Raw genomic sequence first — 17877 nt, forward strand, 5'->3', positions numbered from 1 at the left:
CAGGTCCGCCCGGGGACACGGACAGGCCCGCCCCGGCTGATGCCCGGGCGGGCCCGTGAGGGTCGGCTCGTTCCGTCAGTCGAGTTGGACCGTCTTCGGGAAGTCACCGCCGGCGGCGGCGTCCGCCGGGGGGAGGGCCGTCGGGTAGACGCGGATGTCGCTCAGGGAGGCGTTGGTGTATTCGCCGTAGGTGCCGGAGGACAGCTTGCGGCCGACCTGGAGGGGGCCGGTCGCGTTCCAGGGGGTGTAGGTCCAGGCGCGGGTGGCGGTGAGCTTGCCGTTGACGTACAGGCGGAGTTCCTTGGCGGTGGCGTCGTAGACGCCGACCAGGTGGGTCCACTGGCCGGTGGTCGCCTTGGCACCGTAGGCGGCTGCCCAGACGGAACCGGTGGCGTCGGTGCTGTGGCGGCCGAAGGCCCAGGACCCGGCGCCGGAGGAGTAGTACAGCTGGAAGCCGTTGTTGGTGGTGCCGCTCTGCGAGAGGAACGTGCTGTTCGCCGCGAGCGAGTTGAGCTTGACCCAGGCCGAGACGGTGAAGCTCTTGGACGTGTCCACGGCGGGGCCGCCGGCCGCGGCGTAGCCGGTGGTGCCGGTCAGGTCGAGGACCGCGCCGCGGGCGGAGTCGGTGCGCCAGCCGTAGGCCCCGGACAGGTTGGCGTTCAGCGTGCCGGTGCTGTCGGCGGTGCTCGTACCGGTGCCCTCGGCCAGCTTCCACCAGTGGGTGGCGGTGTCAGTGACCGAGCCCAGGGAGACCGGGGGAGCGAAGTCGTAGGTGGGCGGGGAGGTCAGGACCGGGCTCTGCCGGTAGTTGTACTCGATGAGCTGACCTGCGGTGTCGACGGTGTACAGGTCGGGGTTCCCGTCGGGGCCTCCGCCGTCGACCGTGCCGAACCTGGTGGGGCTGTTGATGTCACCGGGAGAGGCGACGACCGGGTAGGACGCCGGCGGCAGCGCGAGCCGCAGGTCGGTGTGGACGGTGGGGTGGAGCAGGGCCGGCACCAGGGTGGTGCTGTCCACGGCGATCGGGTAGCTGTAGAGCTCACCGGAGGTCTTGTCCCGGGTCCACAGCACGGGACCGCCCTTGAAGGTGCCCGCGGCGAGGAGGGTCTGGCCGGTCCAGTCGCCGTCGCCGAGCCGGAGCGGGTTCTTCAGGTGGTAGCCGCCGTCGGACTGGTAGATCCACAGCTCCTTGTTCTCGACGGTGATCACGGCGGGGTAGTTGTAGGTGTTGCCGAAGACGTTGCCCGGCGTGATGAGCTGGCTGATGTTCCAGCTCGTGCTGTTGTAGTCGGTGCCGCGGCAGCGGCTGTCGTCCGCGACGACGTCGGCCTGCGCGCACGGGTCCTTGGGGATGACATCGAAGCGTCTGCCGATGAAGCCGCCGACCGTGGAGTACGGCGTTCTCTGGAAGGACGCGTCGTCGACCGGGTCCTGGTCGTTCTTGACGACGTAGAGCTGGCCGTTCTTGTAGGCGAACAGGTCGTCGACGTCCGCGCCGTGCAGGTTGCCGCGGTGGGCGATGAGGTAGGTGTCCCAGCCGGTGCCGTCGGGCGAGTCGCCGGCGGAGGCCACGGTGACCGGGCCGGTGACCGTGGGCGCGGTGCCGGTGACCGGGCCGCTCTGGACCGGGTCGGCGGGCTGGGCGGGGTCGAGGTTGCCGGGGATCAGGTCGAGGTCGCCGGTCTTGGTGGTGGCGAGCAGGTCGGGGACGCCGTCGCCGGAGATGTCACCGGGCTTGACCGTGGTGGCCGGGTTCCAGGGGACGGTGAAGGTGTAGCCGAAGGGCGCGGTGGAGATGTTGCCCGCCTTGTCGACGCCGGCCACGTACAGCGTGTGCACGCCCCAGTCGCTGATCGGGACGGGGATCGTGGCGGTGGACCTGCCCTGGCTGTCGGTGCCGGTGACCGAGGCGCTCTGGCCGTCGGCGGCGGTGGGCGGCGAGTCGAGCTGCCACAGGAAGGACCCCATCCCGCTGGACTTGCAGGGGCCGGGGACACAGGTGTCGTCCGTGGCCGGGCTGTCGGCGCCGGCCACGGTGAAGTCGGTGGTCCTGCCCGGGCCGGCGAACACCGGCTGGACGGTGCGCTCCGAACCGACCGGCGGGAACGCGGCGTTGCCGGTCACCTCCGGGGTCGGAGGCGCCGTGAAGTCGGCGGTGAACCAGCAGTGGTCCGATATCGCGGACTGCAGGTCGGAGGAGGAGTCGTCCTCGGCGTAGACGTCCCAGCCGTACTGGTGACCGTCCTTCAGCGTGGCTCCGATGTTCACGACCGCGTCGGTGCCGGAGGCGAGGAACCCGCTCGCCGGGGTCGAGACGTTGGCGCCGCTGCCGTCGCCGTCCGGATCTACCGTGCGGTCCCAGACGTGGTAGTGCGCCTTGACGTTCTCACCCGACATCTGGGTGGTGACGGTCGAGTGCAGCTTGATGTTGCTGCCGGCGTCCGAGTAGGTGGTGGCACCGATCCAGCCCACCCCGCTGGTGGTACACGGGGCTGAGGCGCCGGTGGCCGCGGGGGTCGTGTGCAGGTCGGTCGGCACGGCCGGCGGGATGTCGAACTTCGTGGTCAGCGTCAGCGTGGTCGACATGCGCAGGTAGTCGTCGTTGCCGGAGGTCTGCGACTCGTTGCCGTACAGACCGACGGTCCAGGTGTTGGTGCCGGCGCCCGCGGTGCCGTCCCCGTCGTAGCCGTCGCCGTCCTGCTGGGCGATCTTCTGGGCCTGGTCGGTGACGTGGAAGGTGGCGGTGCTGTTGCTGCACGAGCTGCTGGAGTTGGCGCCGCTCGGGACCGTGTCGGTCGCCGGCGGGAAGGCGACGTCGTGGGTGCCGGGCCGTGAGTTCCAGTCGGTGCCGGCGCTGATCGCGTTCGTGGTGTGCAGGGTCAGCAGCTGGTCCTGGCTGCAGTCCCAACTGGCCGCGTAGGTGGTGGAGATCTTCACGTAGGCGTCGTAGACGACGAACGCCGGGTGCAGTCCGCTGGTGTTGATCGCCCAGTACGAGCGTTCCAGACCGACACCGCAGGGGCCGCCCCAACGCTGGTAGCCCACGCCCTGGCCGTTGGTCTGCGCCTTGTCGTACTGCGGCGAGTCGTCGCAGGTCGAGCTGGAGTAGACCTCGGTGTAGTGGCCGGCGGTGGAGGAGACCGGGTTCGTGTACGGGTCGATGTACACCGGGTAGGTGGTGTCCGGGTCGCTGAGCATGCCCGCGTCCGGGGTCAGCGTGAGGGCCTTGCTCGTGGCGGTCATGGCGACCGGTTCGGTGTCGGCGCCGGGGCCGGGGCCGTCCACGGAGGACGCCGGGCCGGCGGCCGGCCCGGCCTCCGGGGTCGTCACGGGCGTGGTCGAGGAGTCCCACATCAACGGCTGGGGGCTGGTGTAGGCCAGGTCACCGTCGGTCGCGGTGGCGCTCATGCTGTCGGCGGCGGTGGTGCTCAGGGTGAGGCCGTCGGTGGAGGTGGCCAGGGTGAGCTTCTTCAGCTCGGGGTCGGCGGCCGCGTCCGCGTCATGGACGACCAGGACGTCACTGAAGCCGCCCTGGTCGGTGACGGACACCGACAGGTCGACGCCCGGCAGCACCGAGGAGTACAGGGCGGTGTCGCCGCTGACGGTCGGCTTCGGCAGCGTGAACGGCAGGGTGAGGGCCATGCTGGGCCCGTCGGAGTGGGTCAGGGTGACCAACGGGCCGTCGCCGCCCCCGGAGAGCGTGACCCCGTTCGGCGTGGCCGTGGGTGTGTAGCCGCCGTTGCCGTCGGCGACCAGCGTGGCGTCCACCGGTGTCCAGTCGCCGTCCTTGAGGACCCGGGCCGGCAGCACACTGGTGGTGTTGGAGAACGTGCCGTCCGGCAGCGCCTGCGTGGTCGAGACCTCCGTGGTCAACGCGTCCACCGGGACGGCCTTTCCGGAGGACATGGCCTGGGCCTGTGCGGCCAGCAGCGGATCGGCGGGAGTTGGCGAGAAGTCGTCGGCGGCGGCGGGCAGCGCCGGGAGGACCGCCAACAGGGCGAGGGCGGCGGCGAACAGGGGCAGCCGACGTGCCGGGACGGTGCGTCTGTGGCGGCTGCGTACAGGTCGTTTCAGCACGTGGCAGGCTTCCTTCGGTCGCGGGCAGCGGGGTGGGGGGAAGCCCGGTTGCCATGGGGCTGTGATCATTTCCGCACAGAAACTACTCACGATCCGCCAAGGCGAAGCACGGTCTTTTCACTGAAATGGCAAAGGGTCTTGAGTCGCGATCATGGCCGTATCTAGCCTCCCGTCGATCACTCACACGTGTGGTCTGGCTAACTGACGGCCTGTCGAGGCCGGTCCCTGGGGGTACGCGTGAGTGGCAGACGGCGCTGGTTCGCGGGCGTGTGGCACCGAAGATTCCTGGGCGGGCCGGGGCTGTGGACGGTCCCCGTCGCCCTCCTCGCACTGCTCCTGCCGGTGGCGATCGCCACCGGCTTCGGCACGCCCGGATTCCTGCCCGGCCACACGGACGACGGCTTCGGCCACCACGGCGGATTCAAGTTCGCCGGCGATGTGTGGAACCCCAAGAAGCTCCCCGCCACCCCGGCCGTGGACCACCACGCCCTGCCGCCGAAGAAGACCCCCGCGCATCCCAAGGGGTACAAGCCGCTGGGGACTTACCGGGCCCAGGCACCGCGGTGGCCGAAGGCGGGCACCGCCACCGTCGCCCTGGACGCCCACGGCAGGGCGAAGCCCACCAAGGCGGGCGCGCTGCCGGTCTGGGTGGCACCCGCGGACCCCGCACACCCCGTCGACCAGGTACGCGTACAGACCGCCTCCCACGCCCAGACGCTCAGGACCGGCGCCAACGGCATGCTGCTCGGCATCACCCCGTCCACCACGGCGTCCGACCGCGGCCGGGTGCGTGTCGTGGTCGACTACTCCGCGATAGCCGAGGCGTACGGCGGAGGTTACGGCTCCCGGCTCCAGCTCGTACAGCTCCCGGGCTGCGCCCTCACCACCCCGGAGCGGCCCGAGTGCCAGAAGCGCACCCCGCTGCACTTCACCAACCGCCCCACCGCGAGACAGCTGACGGCGACGGTCACCCTGGGGGCGGCGTCCACTGACGAGCCGGCACCGGAGTCGCCCTCGCCTTCTCCTTCGGCGTCCCCGTCCCACGACACATCCCCGTCACCGGCGGCGTCCCCGTCAGCCGCTTCCCCGTCCCAGGCCCCGTCCCCGTCCCCCGCACAGGACACCGACGGCCCCCGCACGATGTCCCTGCGCACCGCTCCCCTCACCGCAACCACCGCCACCGGCACCACCGCCCTCGCCGTCACCTCCGGCACCTCCGGCTCCCAGGGCGACTACGGCGCGACCACCCTCTCCGCGGCCGGCACCTGGCAGGCCTCCGCCACCGGCTCCTTCACCTACGCGTACCCGATCTCCGTCCCCGCCGCGATCGGCGGCAACGCGCCCTCCGTAGGCCTGAGTTACGACTCCCAGTCGGTCGACGGCGAGACCACCGCCCGCAACTCCCAGGCGTCCTGGGCCGGCGACGGCTGGAGCTACCAGGTGGGCTATGTGGAGCGCGGCTACCGCGGTTGCGGCTCGCTCCTCGACTCCGACGGCGACAAGATCCTCAAGGGCTCCGGCGACGAGTGCTGGGGCGGCGACAACGCCACCCTCTCCTTCGGCTCGCACTCCGGTGTGCTCGTCCCCGACGGGGTCGACGCCGGTGTGACCGGCGAGATCAAGCAGTGGCGGCTCCAGGGCGACGACGGCACCCTCGTACAGGAGCTGTCCGGTGCCGCCAACGGCCTGCACGACGGTGTCTACTACCGGGTCCTGACCACAGACGGCACCGCGGCCTACTTCGGCGCCGACCACGCACCCAGTGGCGCGGGCACCGAGGCCACCATGCCCTCGAGCCCCGACGACCCCTCCACGCACTCCGCCTGGGGCGTCCCGGTGCTGCACCCGCGCACCTCGGACCCGTGTCACGACAGCGCCAAGGGCAAGGCCTCCCAGTGCGACAAGCCGGAGGGCTGGCGCTGGAACCTCGACTTCGTCGTCTCGCCGACCGGGTTCGTCCAGCGCTACGACTACACGACCGAGTCCAACTACTACGACCTCGGCGGCGGTCAGGCCGGCGCGACCGACGACCCGGACGACACCGGCACCCTCACTTCGTACACGAGCGGCGGCGCGCTGACGCTGATCTCGTACGGCTACACGCTGGCCGACGAGCAGGCCGGGAAAACCCCGGCGGCCGAGGTGGACTTCGGGCTGGCCCAGCGCTGCCAGACCACCTCCACGTTCACCGACTGCTCGGCCTCGAACCTCAAGGACTCCACCGCCACGCACTGGCCGGACGTGCCCTGGGACCTGCACTGCGACTCCACGGACTCCACCAAGCTGCCGGACGGCGCCACCAGCGTCCCCGCCGACGTGTGCGTCACCACCGGCCCCAGCTTCTGGACCACCACCCGGCTGGACTCCATCACCACCAAGGTCCATGTGAAGGCGACCGACCAGCTCACCGCGGTCGACTCCTACAAGCTGGGCCAGATCTACTCCGACGCGGGCGGCACCGTCGACCCGGTCACCGGCACCACGGTCGACCCGAAGGACGCCGGGATGCTCCAGGCCGTGATGTGGCTGCAATCCGTGCAGCACACCGGCAAGGACACCTACGACAACGGCAACAGCGACATCGCCCTGAACCAGGTCTCCTTCACCGGCACCGAGATCGACAACCGGGTGAACGACGACGCGCCGTCCGCCCCGCCGCTGTACCGGCCGCGCATCTCGTCCGTGCAGACAGAGACCGGCGAGTCCATCGCCGTCGAGTACAACTCGGCACCCTGCGCGGGAACGTCACTGTCGATCTCCCAGGCGGACAGCAACACGCATTCCTGCTACCCCGTCTACTGGACCGTCCCCGGCGCCTCCAAGCCGATCGCGGACTGGTTCAACAAGGTCACCGTCAACAGCGTGGCCGTGTCCGACCTGACGGTCGCCGGCCAGTACGAGCCGGACGCCCAGAACATCCCGGCGGGCTCGGAGACCCAGATCTCCCGCTACAGCTACTCCGGCCCGGCCTGGCACCGCGACGACTCGGACCGGACCGACGACCAGTACCGCACCTGGGACCAGTTCCGCGGCTTCCGCACCGTCACCGTGCAGACCGGACAGGCGCCCGAGCCCGTCACCCAGCAGACCACCACCTACCTCCAGGGCATGGACGGTGACTACCAGGCCGACGGCACCCGACGCTCCGTCACCGTCGACGCCAAGGTCGGCGGGAGCACGGTGCTCAGCGTGACGGACGCCGACCAACTGGCCGGCACCACGCTGGAGGACGACACCTACACCAAGGCCGGCGGCACGGTCGACGCCGTCAGCGTGAACGGCCCCTTCACGTTCACCACCACCGCCTCCGCGAACCGGACGCCGTGGACGGACTGGACGCAGGAGGACAACCCCGGCGACACCGAGCCGGCCCTGTCCACGCTGCCCGACCTCACCGCGCACCGGATCAAGTCCAGCAGCTCCCTCGAGTACCAGCACCTGGCCGACGGAAGCTGGCGGCACACCAGCACGGACACGGCGTACGACAGCCAGGGCCGCCTCTCCACCGTCAACGCGCACGGCGACGGCATCGACCCGAACCAGGAGAAGTGCGCCACCACCACCTACGCCGACCCGCCCGCGTCGAACACGATGATGCTGTCCTACGCGGACCGGGTCACGAGCGTCGTCGGCACCTGCGCCACCACCCCCGGCCCGAGCAGCCTGCTGACGGACCAGAAGATCTACTACGCGGGCGACGGCACCCCGTCGGGCCTGGGCACCTTCGGCCAGGTCACCGCCGCCGGCCAGGCCACCGGCACCCAGACCGCCACCGGCTACACGGGCACCACCGAGAACTGGCAGACGACGTCCGCCACGCGCTATGACGGCGGCGGCCGGATCACCGACGCCTACGACGCCACCGGCCAGAAGACCCACACCGACTTCGACCCGCCGTGGAGCAGTTCTGGCGGCAACACGGACGCCACCTCCGAGACGTCCACCAACAGCCAGGGCTGGCAGGTCGAGTCCACCCTCGACGCGTTGCGCGGGCTACCCCTGCAGAGCGTCGACGTCAACGGCCGCACGACGGACATGACGTACGACGCCCTCGGCCGGCGCACCGCCGTGTGGCTGCCCGGCCGGGACAAGTCGGCAGGGCAGAGCGCCGACGAGACCTTCGCCTACTCGATCGACCCGGGTGCCGTCCCCGCACCCGGCGCCACCATCACCCAGCCGGGCGCGCCGTCCACGGTCACCACGAGGACACTGCGCGAGGACGGCACGTATGCCACCTCGATCACCATCTACGACGGCATGCTGCAACCACGGCAGACCCAGTCCACCGCGATGGGCGACTCCGACTCCGGGCGCGTCATCTCCGACACCTTCTACGACTCGCACGGCTGGCAGGCCGCGTCCTACGCCGCCTACTCCGAGCCGAACAACCCCCCCTCGACCACGCTGTACGCGGCGAACGAGAACCAGATCCCGTCGGAGACCACCACCGCGTACGACGGTCAGGGCCGGCCGCTGAAGCAGACCCTGTGGCACCAGGCCGTCGAGCAGTGGCACGCGTCCACCGCCTACCCGGGCGCCGACGAGGTCGACACCACCGCACCGGCCGGCGGCCGTTCCACCGCCTCCTTCACGAACGCCGTGGGGCAGACCACCCGCACGGTGGTGAAGAACACCGGCTCCACGGTCACCCTCACGGGCGGCTCGGTGATTCCCTCGGGGACCTCGCTGACGTCGGCGAGCGTCCGCCTGACGATGCAGGCCGACGGCAACCTGGTGCTCTCCGCCCTGGCGACCGGCAAGACCATCTGGTCCTCCGGTACCGGCGGCAACCCCGGCGCCTGGGCGAAGTTCGGCACCGACGGCAACCTGGTCGTCTACACCACGGCGGTCGCACAGCTGTGGAGCACCGCCCTGACGGCCACCACCGGCGCCACCTTCCAGGTCCGCAACGACTCCACAGCGGCCGTCGTCTCCTCCGGCGGCTCGGTGCTGTGGAAGCAGGGCACGGCGAACGCGATCCCCCCGGCCGACGCCACCACCCGCTACACCTACACCCCCGCCGGTCAGATCGACTCCCTCAAGGACAGCGCGGGCAACAGCTGGTCGTACCACTACAACCTGCTCGGCCAGAAGACCTCCCAGACCGATCCGAACGCCGGCACCACCACGTTCGACAGGTACGACGTGGCCGGCAACCTGCTGCAGCTCACCGACCCGCGCGGTCAGGTGCTCTCCTTCACCTACGACTGGGACAACCGCCCCACCGCCGAGTACGCCGCCGCCTGGTCCGCCACTCCCGACCAGACCAAGCTGCTCACGTCCTACACGTACGACACCCTGGAGAAGGGCTACCAGACCTCCGCCACCCGCTACGTCGGCGGCGCCACCGGCAAGGCCTACAAGCAGGCCGTCACCGGCTACACCACCTCCTACCAGCCGACGGGCACCACGCTCACCATCCCCGCCGCCGAGGGATTCGCCGCCGCCGGCCAGAGCAGCGCGCCCACCTCGGGCACCGTCACCTACACCTCCACGGCCCGCTACACCGCGAACGTCGGCCTGCTGTCCACCACGCACTACCAGGCGGACGGCAACCTGCCGGCCGAGGACATCGACTACGGCTACACCCAGCAGGGCAACCTCGACGGCATCGGCGGCTTCATCAACTCCGCCAACACGCCCGCCTACCTGGACACCGCCGTCCACGACGCGTTCGGGCGGGTGCTGCAGGCCAACTACGGGCCCACCGGCAAGGAGCTGGCGACCTTCGCGCAGTACGACGCCACCACCGGGCGCGTCACCCAGAACAGCAGCATGCTCCAGACGTCCAGCACCGCCATGGACGTCGTCAACTACCGCTACGACCAGGCCGGCGAACTCACCGCGATCGACGACCTGCGGAACAACACCACGCACGACACCCAGTGCTTCACCTACGACTCCCTCCAGCGGCTGACCGCCGCCTGGACCGACACCGCCGGCATCACCAACCCCTCCGCCGCCACGGTCGGCGCCGTCGGCGGCTGCACCACCGCACGGGTGCAGACCACCACCACGTCCCCGATCAAGACCACCACCGTCGGCGGCCCCGCGCCTTACTGGCAGACCTACACCTACGACCAACTCGGCGACCGCACCGGCATGGTGGCCCACGACACCACCGGCAACGCCCTCAACGACACCACGCAGAGCATCGGTTACCCCGGTACGGACGGCACCGTCGCCGCCACCCTGCCCGACCAGGCGGGCACCGCCACCACCGCCAACCCCGGCACCGGCACGGCGACCACCACTGCCACGTACACCGACCCCGCCTACGCCAACGTCAACGCCGGCGACACCATCAGCCGCAAGGTGACCAGCGTCGGTCCGCTGTCCACCGCGTTCACGATCTCCGGCGGCGGCAAGAAGTGCGTCGAGGACGCGGGCGGTTCGACCACCGCCGGCGCCAAGGTGCAGATCAACACGTGCAGCGGCGGCACCAGCCAGAAGTGGACCGTCGGCACCGACGGCACGGTGAAGGTCCTCGGCATGTGCCTGGACACCTCCGGCAACGCCACCACCTCCGGCACCCTCGTGGTGATCGACACCTGCAAGACCGACGCCACCCAGAAGTGGAAGGTCACCACCACCGGCACCCTGGTCAACAACGCCAACAGCGCGGTCTGCCTGACCGACCCCGGCGCCTCCGCCACCAACGCCACCCAGCTGACCATCGCCACCTGCGGCGGCAGCGGCCAGACCTGGGCCTCCGCCGCCACCGGCGCCGTACCGGCCGGTCAGAGCCAGACCTTCACCTATGACGCCGAGGGCCGCACGGCGACGGTCGCCACGACCTCCGGCACGCACACCGACACCAGCAAGTACCTCTACGACGCCCAGGGCAACCTGCTGGAGCAGACCGCCGCCGTCGACGGCACGGACAAGACCCGCGTCCTCTACCTCTTCGACGGCGCGGAGCAGATCACCCTCAACGTCTCCGCCAAGACGTGGACCGGCCTGCGCAACATCACCGGCCCGGACGGCACCACGGTCACCCGCTCCAGCAGTGGCTCCGTCACCTACCAGATCGCCGACGACCAGGGCACGTCCGTCACCGCCGTCGACGCCTCCTCCCTGTCGGTCACCCGCCGCTCCTACGACCCCTGGGGCAACCCGCGCGGCACCAAGCCCACGTCCTGGGTGGCCACGGACGAGAACCACGGCTTCCTCGGCCGGCCCACGGACCCCGTCTCAGGTCTCGACCTGCTCGGCGCCCGCGACTACGACCCCGTCCTCGGCCGCTTCCTCACCCCCGACCCCGTCTTCGAGGCCGGCGACCCCAACCAGATGGGCGGCTACACCTACGCCGCCGACAACCCGTCGAGCGGGTCGGATCCGAGCGGCCTGATGCTGATGATGGACGGCGGCGGGGGCGGCTGCGACTCCTCGTGCATGGCCGCCGCGAGCAAGCCCGACACCAGCACCTCCAGCGGCAAGAAGAAGCAGCACCACGGCGGCTGCCATGGCTTCTTCGGCTGCGCCGGGCACTACTTCAAGAAGGCGCTGCCGGTGGTGGCGACCGTGGTCACCGTGGTCGTCGTCGCGGTCGTCGTCGTGGCGGTCGTCGGCGTCTGCGCCGAAACCGTGGTCGCCGCTCCCGCGTGCCTTCTCGCCGCGGGAGAGGGAGCGGGAGCCGTCACCGGCATGTTCGGCGGCGACTGCGTGGCCATGGGCTGCGCCGGCGGTGGCGGAATCGCTCCGGACGAGGGCGAGTCGCCCCCTGCGGGCGGCGGCACCGACACGGCCCCGAAGGGCGCCGCGGAACCGGCACCCCACGACGCCACGGGCAGCTCCGGCGGTGCCGGTGACGCCGCTGCCGCGTCCGGCGCGGGCAAGGAGTCCACGAGCGACGCGACCGGTACGAACGCTGCCCGGCCCAAGACGTCCGACGCCCAGCACGAGGCGGCGGCCGCCCGCAAGGCAGCGGCTGCCTCGGACGACCCCGCCACCGGCAACTCCGGAACGGAGAAGGGCTCGGGTGCCGAGGAGGCGTCCGGCGGCGAGACGGGCCAGTGCAGTTTCTCGCCGGACACGCCCGTCCTCATGGCCGGCGGGAAGACCAAGGCGATCGGCAAGATCAGGACCGGTGACAAGGTCGAGGCCGCCGACGCCGGCACCGGCAAGCACTCCGGCCCCCGCCAGGTCGTCGCGACGCTGGTCAACCACGACAAGGACCTGGTCGACGTCACGGTCCGCACCGACCGCCGCCACACCGCGACCCTGCACACGACCTCGAAGCACCCCTTCTGGGACGCGACCGCCCACACGTGGGTGCCCGCGGGCAAGCTCACTCCGGGGCACGCGCTCACCACGGAGGACGGTCACACCGTCCAGGTCGCCGGGGTCCGGGTGACGCCCGGTGAGGCCGACCGCTACAACCTGACGGTCCGCGAGCTGCACACGTACTACGTCGTCGCGGGCGGGGTGCCGGTCCTCGTGCACAACATGTGCCCGACGGCGTACAAGTTGTCGCTCGAGACCGGCCCAGCCAAGGGGAGCGGTGCGAACCAGGCCTACCAGATTGCGAAGGTGGGCTCCACGGAATACCACGCCACCGGCGGCGGCGCGCAGGTCTGGGCGGACGGTTTCGATGCCGACACCGTCGAGCTCCTCGACGCGAAGCACGTCAACACCCCCGGGCGCAGTCCGTTCGTGCCGGGCGGGAAAGTGCCCGATTTCATCCAGGCGAAAATCGACAAGAAGCTGAACGACGAGTTCTCGCGGTACGCCGCCGTCATCAACGACCCGGATAACCCGCTCACCGGATTGCGCGTCATCACCAATGATCCAGGCGCTGTACCGTACTTCACGGACCTGATGCGGCAGCATGGCATCCCTGGCATTGTGGTCGTGGACCCCTAGGAAAGGAGCAGGTAGATGACGTACTTGGCCGTCTTCGAGGATCAGAGCCGGGGAGTTGAGCGCTCGGCCCTGATCGCCGCCCTGGAACGGGACTGGCCGTCCGCCGAGATTCGCGAAAGGCGCGGAACGCAAGAATCCCGGGATGTGGTCTGGGTTTATGTGGAGGGAGACGGGGAGCTCGAGGGGTATTCGCACGCGGACGGGACCTGCATTTATCTTGACTCGCCCCTCGACCTGGCTGCGAGATTCGCCCTCTGGTTCCGGGGGCTGGTGCCGCCGGATGTCGAATTGGTTTTCTGTGATGACAGCTACAGCTTCAGCGGCTTCATCGAAATCGGAATGGATGCCGACTCGGTGATGAACATCGCCGCCGACGCCTGATGTCAAGAACGCGCGCACCTCTTCGACAGTCCGGAGGACCGACACCGTGCCCTACCTGATCCTGGGACTCATCGGCCTGCTCGCCGGCATCCGGGTCCTCATGCTCCGCCGCCGGCGGCTGAGCGCGGCCGCGTCCTCCTCGCCGCTGATCCTCCGGCCGGCGTTCCTAGCGGTGCTCGCCGCCATCGCCATCGCGGGCGGGGCGTTCCTGGTGGCGGGCGGAGTCGCGACCCTGGTCCAGGGCTGAGCCCGGGCGGGGTCACTCCGTGCCGCGCAGCGCGCTCCAGGTGTCGTGGCCCACGATGCCGTCGGCGGACAGCCCCTTGTCGCCCTGGAAGCCGCGTACCGCCGACTCCGTAGCGGCCCCGAAGTCGCCGTCCACGTCGCCGACGGCATACCCGCGTTCCGTCAGCATGCACTGCACCTGGAGGACGCGCTTGCCGCTGTCGCCCCGGCGGGCGCGGCCGTTGCCGGAGTAGTGCGTGCAGTCGGAGATCCAGGGCGGGGTCGCGGATCCGGGGTCCTGCGTACTCGGGTCCGGAGCGGGGCCGACGGGCGGGGCGTCGGCCTCGCCTGTGGGGGAGGAAGGGGACGGGCTTCGCGGGCCGACGTCGGCGGCGTCTTCCTCGGTCTCCTCGTCCTCGGCATCCCCGGAGGCGGACTCGGAGACGCCGGGACGCGCGGCCGCCCCCTCCGCGTCGCCCGCCTTCCTGCCGGACGCCCCCTCGGCGGATGGACCGTCCGGGGCTCCGGACGCCGAGGGCGCGTCGCTGGGACGGGCTCCGGCGGAGGACGCCGCACCGGAGCCCGGGGCGTAGGCCTTGGCGGGGCCGTCCGGGCGCGTCAGCACGAACACCCCCGCGGCCACCACACAGACGACGACGGCCGCTGCACCGGCCAGCACGGGCTTCCTCCGCGCCCAGCCCCGCACGGCCGACGCCCGTAACGGCGTCGACGGCACGACGGCGGAGGGGGCGTCTGTTCCGCCGCTGGAGGGGTTGTTCGTGGCGCCGCCGGAGCGGTTGTCCGTTGCGCCGCCGGAAGGGGCGTGGGCCTCGGCGGCGGAAGGCACCCGCGCTTCGGCGCCGGAAGGCACCCGCGCTTCGGCGCCGGAAGGACCCAGCGCTGCGGCGCCCAAAGGACCCCGCGCTTCGGACGCCCGTCCGGCGCCCGGGAGGTCCGTCGCTTCCGCCGCGTCCACCGATCGGGCCGGGTCCCCCGGGGCCCCGGCCGGGTCCCCTAAGCGTGCCCTCCGTTCGACAGGCAGCCGGAAGAGTACGTCGTACGCCTGCTGCCGGGCCCGCACCGCGGCGCCCAGCGGTTCGGGCCAGCCGGGGGCCGTCCCGGTGTGGGGCTCCGCCGCGGTGACGAGGTCCTCGGGGGTGGGGCGGCTGCCGGGGTCCTTGGACAGGCAGGCGGAGAGGAGGGAGCCGAGGGCCGGGTCCGCCGCCGAGATCCGGGTGAGCAGCGCGGGATTGGGCTCCTCGAAGGCCACCCGGTGCATCACGTCGACCCCGGTGCCGTCACCGAAGGGGGCACGGCCGGTCGCCGCGTAGACGAGCGTCCCGGCGAGGGAGAACACGTCGGACGCGGTGTCGGAGTGGCCGGTCCTGAGATGCTCCGGGGACATGTAGGCGGGCGTGCCCACCCGGTTGCCCGTGCCGGTGATCGCGCTCGCGTCGACAGCCCTGGAGATGCCGAAGTCGATCACGTGCGCACCGCGGACGGACAGCAGCACGTTGGACGGCTTGAGGTCCCGGTGCACGATCTCCGCGGCGGCGAGGCCGACGAGCGCCCGCCCCAGCTCGGCGGTGAGCCGCCAGACCGTGCCCGTCTCCAGGGCACCGCCGTCCCGTACCGCTTCCGCCAGATCCAGCCCCGGAAGGTACTCGGTGGCCATCCACAGCAGTTCGTCCCGGAAGCCCGTGCCGCACAGCCCCGGCGTGTACGGCGTACGGAGCCGGGCGTGCACCGACGCCTCCCGCTCGAACCGGCGCCGGAACCTCGGGTCGTCCGCGTACTCCGGCCTGATCACCTTCACCGCGACCAGTCCGGGACGGCCGTCCACGGGCCGCGCCAGATACACCCGCCCCATGCCACCACTGCCGAGCAGGGCCAGCGGCACATAGGGGCCGACCTGGCCCGGATCGCCGGGGCGCAGGGGCGAGGCGCCGGTCCGGCGCAGCGCGGCTGCCTCGCTCGTCGCCGGGCCCGGTGGCAGCGGCCGCTGTTGTGACACGGATCCCCCGAAGTGATGTTCGCCGTACGTCCGTTCGCATTCCGGCGGGAAGACGAGGCTAACTCAGCCGTGGCGCACGGTCAGCGTTTCAATCACTTCCGTCACAAGCGGCGGGGAACACGGCGCCTACGAGGGGACCCGGTCCGTGTGGCGCGCGATCGCCGCCCGCAGGGCCTCGCGCAGTTCCTCCGGGGGCGCCGGACCGTCGACGCTGCTGGTGATCGCCTCGGCGACCGTGCGCAGCTTGGTGTTGGTGTGCTGCGAGGTCTCGCGCAGGATGTGCCACGCCTGACCGGAGGTGCACGCGTGGACGGCCATCAGGATGCCGCGGGCCTGGTCGATCACCGGTCGCGAGCTGATCGCATGACGGAGCTGCTCGATCTCCTCCTGCAGCACCGTCAGCCGCTCCGCCCGTTCCAGTGCCACCACGGACGACACGGGCAACGGCTCATCCGCCTCGATCCGCCCCAGCACCGGCTCCATGCCCATGAGCTCCAGGATCCGGCGCGGCTGCCCGCTCCAGCCGGCCGTCGCCACCGCGACCCCCGTGCGCCTGCCGTAGTCCTCCAGCAGCTCCAGGAACTGCAGCCCGGCCGTGTCCATGAACGTCACCCCGCTCATGTCGAGCTCCACCCGGCGGGCGTCGGCCGACAGCTCGGCCAGCGCCTTGTCCAAAACGTCCGCGCAGCCGTGGACGAGCTCCCCGTGCGCCGCGAGCTGCGCGCGGCCCTGGTCCGCGTACCCGTCGATGACCAGGGTGCCCAGCATTCCTCCCGCGAGTGATGGTGGTGTCACAGAAGTCATGTCCCCCTGCCTCGTCGGTCGCCGACAGTCCTCATGACGCGCCCCTCCGGTGATCCGGTGGTCTGGTGGTCCGGGGCCGGGCGGTCGGGCACGCCGCACCTGCGACTTCGTCTGCCCCACGTGCCGCTCGTTACACCCGTCCGGTGCATGGAGGGGTCTGCAAGGGGGTAAGGGCTTCTCGTTCGAGAGCATCGGGGAGACTGGTGTGGGTATCCGGTACGGGACACCGTCCGCGGCCGTAGACGCGGAACCGGGATTGACGGTGTCCCCGTTGTCCGGGCGGCGGGGCCTTCGGGCGGCGGGGGAAGTAGGCCTGGCCACGCGCGTGATCTGGGAGCGCGCGCTGGAAGAGGCGCTACGCGGGGACGAGGACGTGTACGAACTGGAACTGTCGGCCGTGACGTTCATCGACGTCGCCGGCGCCGGTGCGCTCGCGGACGCCGTGCGGCGTCTGGGGCCCGACCGGCGGATCGTGCTGCACGCGCCGCCATCCGTCCTGCGCCGGTCGCTGGAGCTGCTCTGGCCGGGGCTCGACGGGATCGAGGTGCCGACCTCATGACCGCTGTGGCAGACCCCTTCGTACACCCAGCGCTCTTCTACCGCGACGAGCAGGAGTACCTCGCGGGCACGGTCCCCTTCGTGCGCGAGGCCGTCGAGGCCGGGGAGCCGGTGGCGGTCGCGGTGCCCGGCGAGAACCTGCGGCTCATCCAGGACGGCCTCGGGGACGCCGCCGCGGGCGTACGGTTCCTCGACATGCGCCAGGCGGGACGCAACCCCGGCCGGATCATCCCCGGTGTGCTGCGCGCCTTCGCCGACGCCCAGCCGTCCGGCCGCCGCGTGCGGATCATCGGCGAGCCGATCTGGGCGGGCCGCACGGCGAACGAGTACCCCGCCTGCGTCCAGCACGAGGCGCTGATCAACGCGGCCTTCCAGGGCCGTGAGGTCACCATCCTCTGTCCCTACGACGTCAAGCGCCTCGACGAGCAGGTCCTCACCGACGCCCTGGCCACCCACCCCACCCTCATCACCTCCGGCTCCCCGCTGCCCCGGGCCAGTGGCGCCTACGACCCCGAGGCCGTCGTCGCCGGCTACAACCGGCCGCTGTCCCACGTGCCGGACGTGCAGGGCCTGGTCTTCGACGACGTGACGCTGCCCGGCGCCCGGTACCACGCCACCGCCGAGGGGATGCGGCTCGGCCTCACCGGCACCCGGCTCGACGACCTGTCGCTCATCACGGCCGAGCTGACCACCAACAGCGTGGTGCACGGCGGCGGCGTGGGCGAGCTGCGGGTATGGGCCGAGGACGGGTACGTGGTGTGCGAGGTCCGCGACAGCGGACGGCTGGAGGACCCGCTCGCCGGCCGGCGCCCCGCCCCGCACGAGCAGCGCGGCGGCCGCGGGCTGCTGCTGGTCAACCTCATCGCCGACCTCGTCCGGGTGCACACGGACCACGAGGGCACGACGATCCGCGTGTTCCTGGCCCCCTGAGCCGCCGTGGAGCCGCCGGCCGC

The 17877-nt window shown here is 71.3% G+C and carries 8 protein-coding genes; 5 read left to right on the plus strand and 3 right to left on the minus strand.

Annotated elements, in window-relative coordinates; all coding sequences use genetic code 11:
- Nucleotides 1-75 precede the first annotated feature (75 nt).
- Nucleotides 76-4077, minus strand: coding sequence for a LamG domain-containing protein (locus IG99_RS10675; RefSeq protein WP_037672139.1), 4002 nt, complete (start codon nt 4075-4077; stop codon nt 76-78).
- Nucleotides 4078-4314: 237 nt separating this feature from the next.
- On the opposite strand from IG99_RS10675, the gene IG99_RS51385 reads away from it, so the two are divergent.
- The 3 genes from IG99_RS51385 to IG99_RS10690 are packed head-to-tail and all read left to right on the plus strand — an operon-like array spanning nt 4315 to nt 13570.
- Nucleotides 4315-12942 carry a ricin-type beta-trefoil lectin domain protein gene (locus tag IG99_RS51385; RefSeq protein ID WP_158973169.1) on the plus strand — a complete coding sequence of 2876 codons (8628 nt, stop codon included), beginning with the start codon at nt 4315-4317 and terminating at the stop codon, nt 12940-12942.
- 15 nt (nt 12943-12957) lie between these two features.
- The gene (locus IG99_RS44115) at nt 12958-13323 is read left to right on the plus strand and encodes a hypothetical protein (RefSeq protein ID WP_051865148.1); all 366 of its coding nucleotides are present in this window, start codon (nt 12958-12960) and stop codon (nt 13321-13323) included.
- Between the two features lie 46 nt (nt 13324-13369).
- Nucleotides 13370-13570: a hypothetical protein gene (locus IG99_RS10690; RefSeq protein WP_037672140.1), complete on the plus strand. Its 201-nt coding sequence runs from the start codon at nt 13370-13372 to the stop codon at nt 13568-13570.
- A 12-nt stretch (nt 13571-13582) separates the two neighbouring features.
- Here the strand turns inward: IG99_RS10690 and IG99_RS10695 are convergent, their stop codons facing one another.
- Both IG99_RS10695 and IG99_RS10700 read right to left on the minus strand, forming a co-directional pair.
- Nucleotides 13583-15562: a serine/threonine-protein kinase gene (locus IG99_RS10695; protein WP_037672142.1), complete on the minus strand. Its 1980-nt coding sequence runs from the start codon at nt 15560-15562 to the stop codon at nt 13583-13585.
- A 126-nt stretch (nt 15563-15688) separates the two neighbouring features.
- Nucleotides 15689-16366, minus strand: a complete 678-nt coding sequence (locus tag IG99_RS10700; protein WP_037672144.1) for an ANTAR domain-containing response regulator — start codon at nt 16364-16366, stop codon at nt 15689-15691.
- Nucleotides 16367-16628: 262 nt separating this feature from the next.
- On the opposite strand from IG99_RS10700, the gene IG99_RS45210 reads away from it, so the two are divergent.
- Together IG99_RS45210 and IG99_RS10710 are read left to right on the plus strand one after the other, a co-directional pair.
- Nucleotides 16629-16925, plus strand: a complete 297-nt coding sequence (locus tag IG99_RS45210; RefSeq protein ID WP_078947640.1) for an STAS domain-containing protein — start codon at nt 16629-16631, stop codon at nt 16923-16925.
- The gene (locus IG99_RS10710) at nt 16922-17854 is read left to right on the plus strand and encodes an anti-sigma factor RsbA family regulatory protein (RefSeq protein ID WP_037672146.1); all 933 of its coding nucleotides are present in this window, start codon (nt 16922-16924) and stop codon (nt 17852-17854) included. Before IG99_RS45210 ends, IG99_RS10710 begins: the two co-directional genes overlap by 4 nt.
- Nucleotides 17855-17877: the final 23 nt, after the last annotated feature.

Source organism: Streptomyces griseus subsp. griseus (assembly GCF_000720255.1).
GTDB classification, from domain to species: Bacteria; Actinomycetota; Actinomycetes; order Streptomycetales; family Streptomycetaceae; genus Streptomyces; species Streptomyces griseus_I.

Excerpts from the sequence above, each read along its gene's own strand:
- IG99_RS44115 (WP_051865148.1), top strand. The coding sequence starts at position 12,958 with ATGACGTACTTGGCCGTCTTCGAGGATCAGAGCCGGGGAGTTGAGCGC.
- IG99_RS10700 (WP_037672144.1), bottom strand. The coding sequence starts at position 16,366 with ATGACTTCTGTGACACCACCATCACTCGCGGGAGGAATGCTGGGCACC.
- IG99_RS10710 (WP_037672146.1), top strand. The coding sequence starts at position 16,922 with ATGACCGCTGTGGCAGACCCCTTCGTACACCCAGCGCTCTTCTACCGC.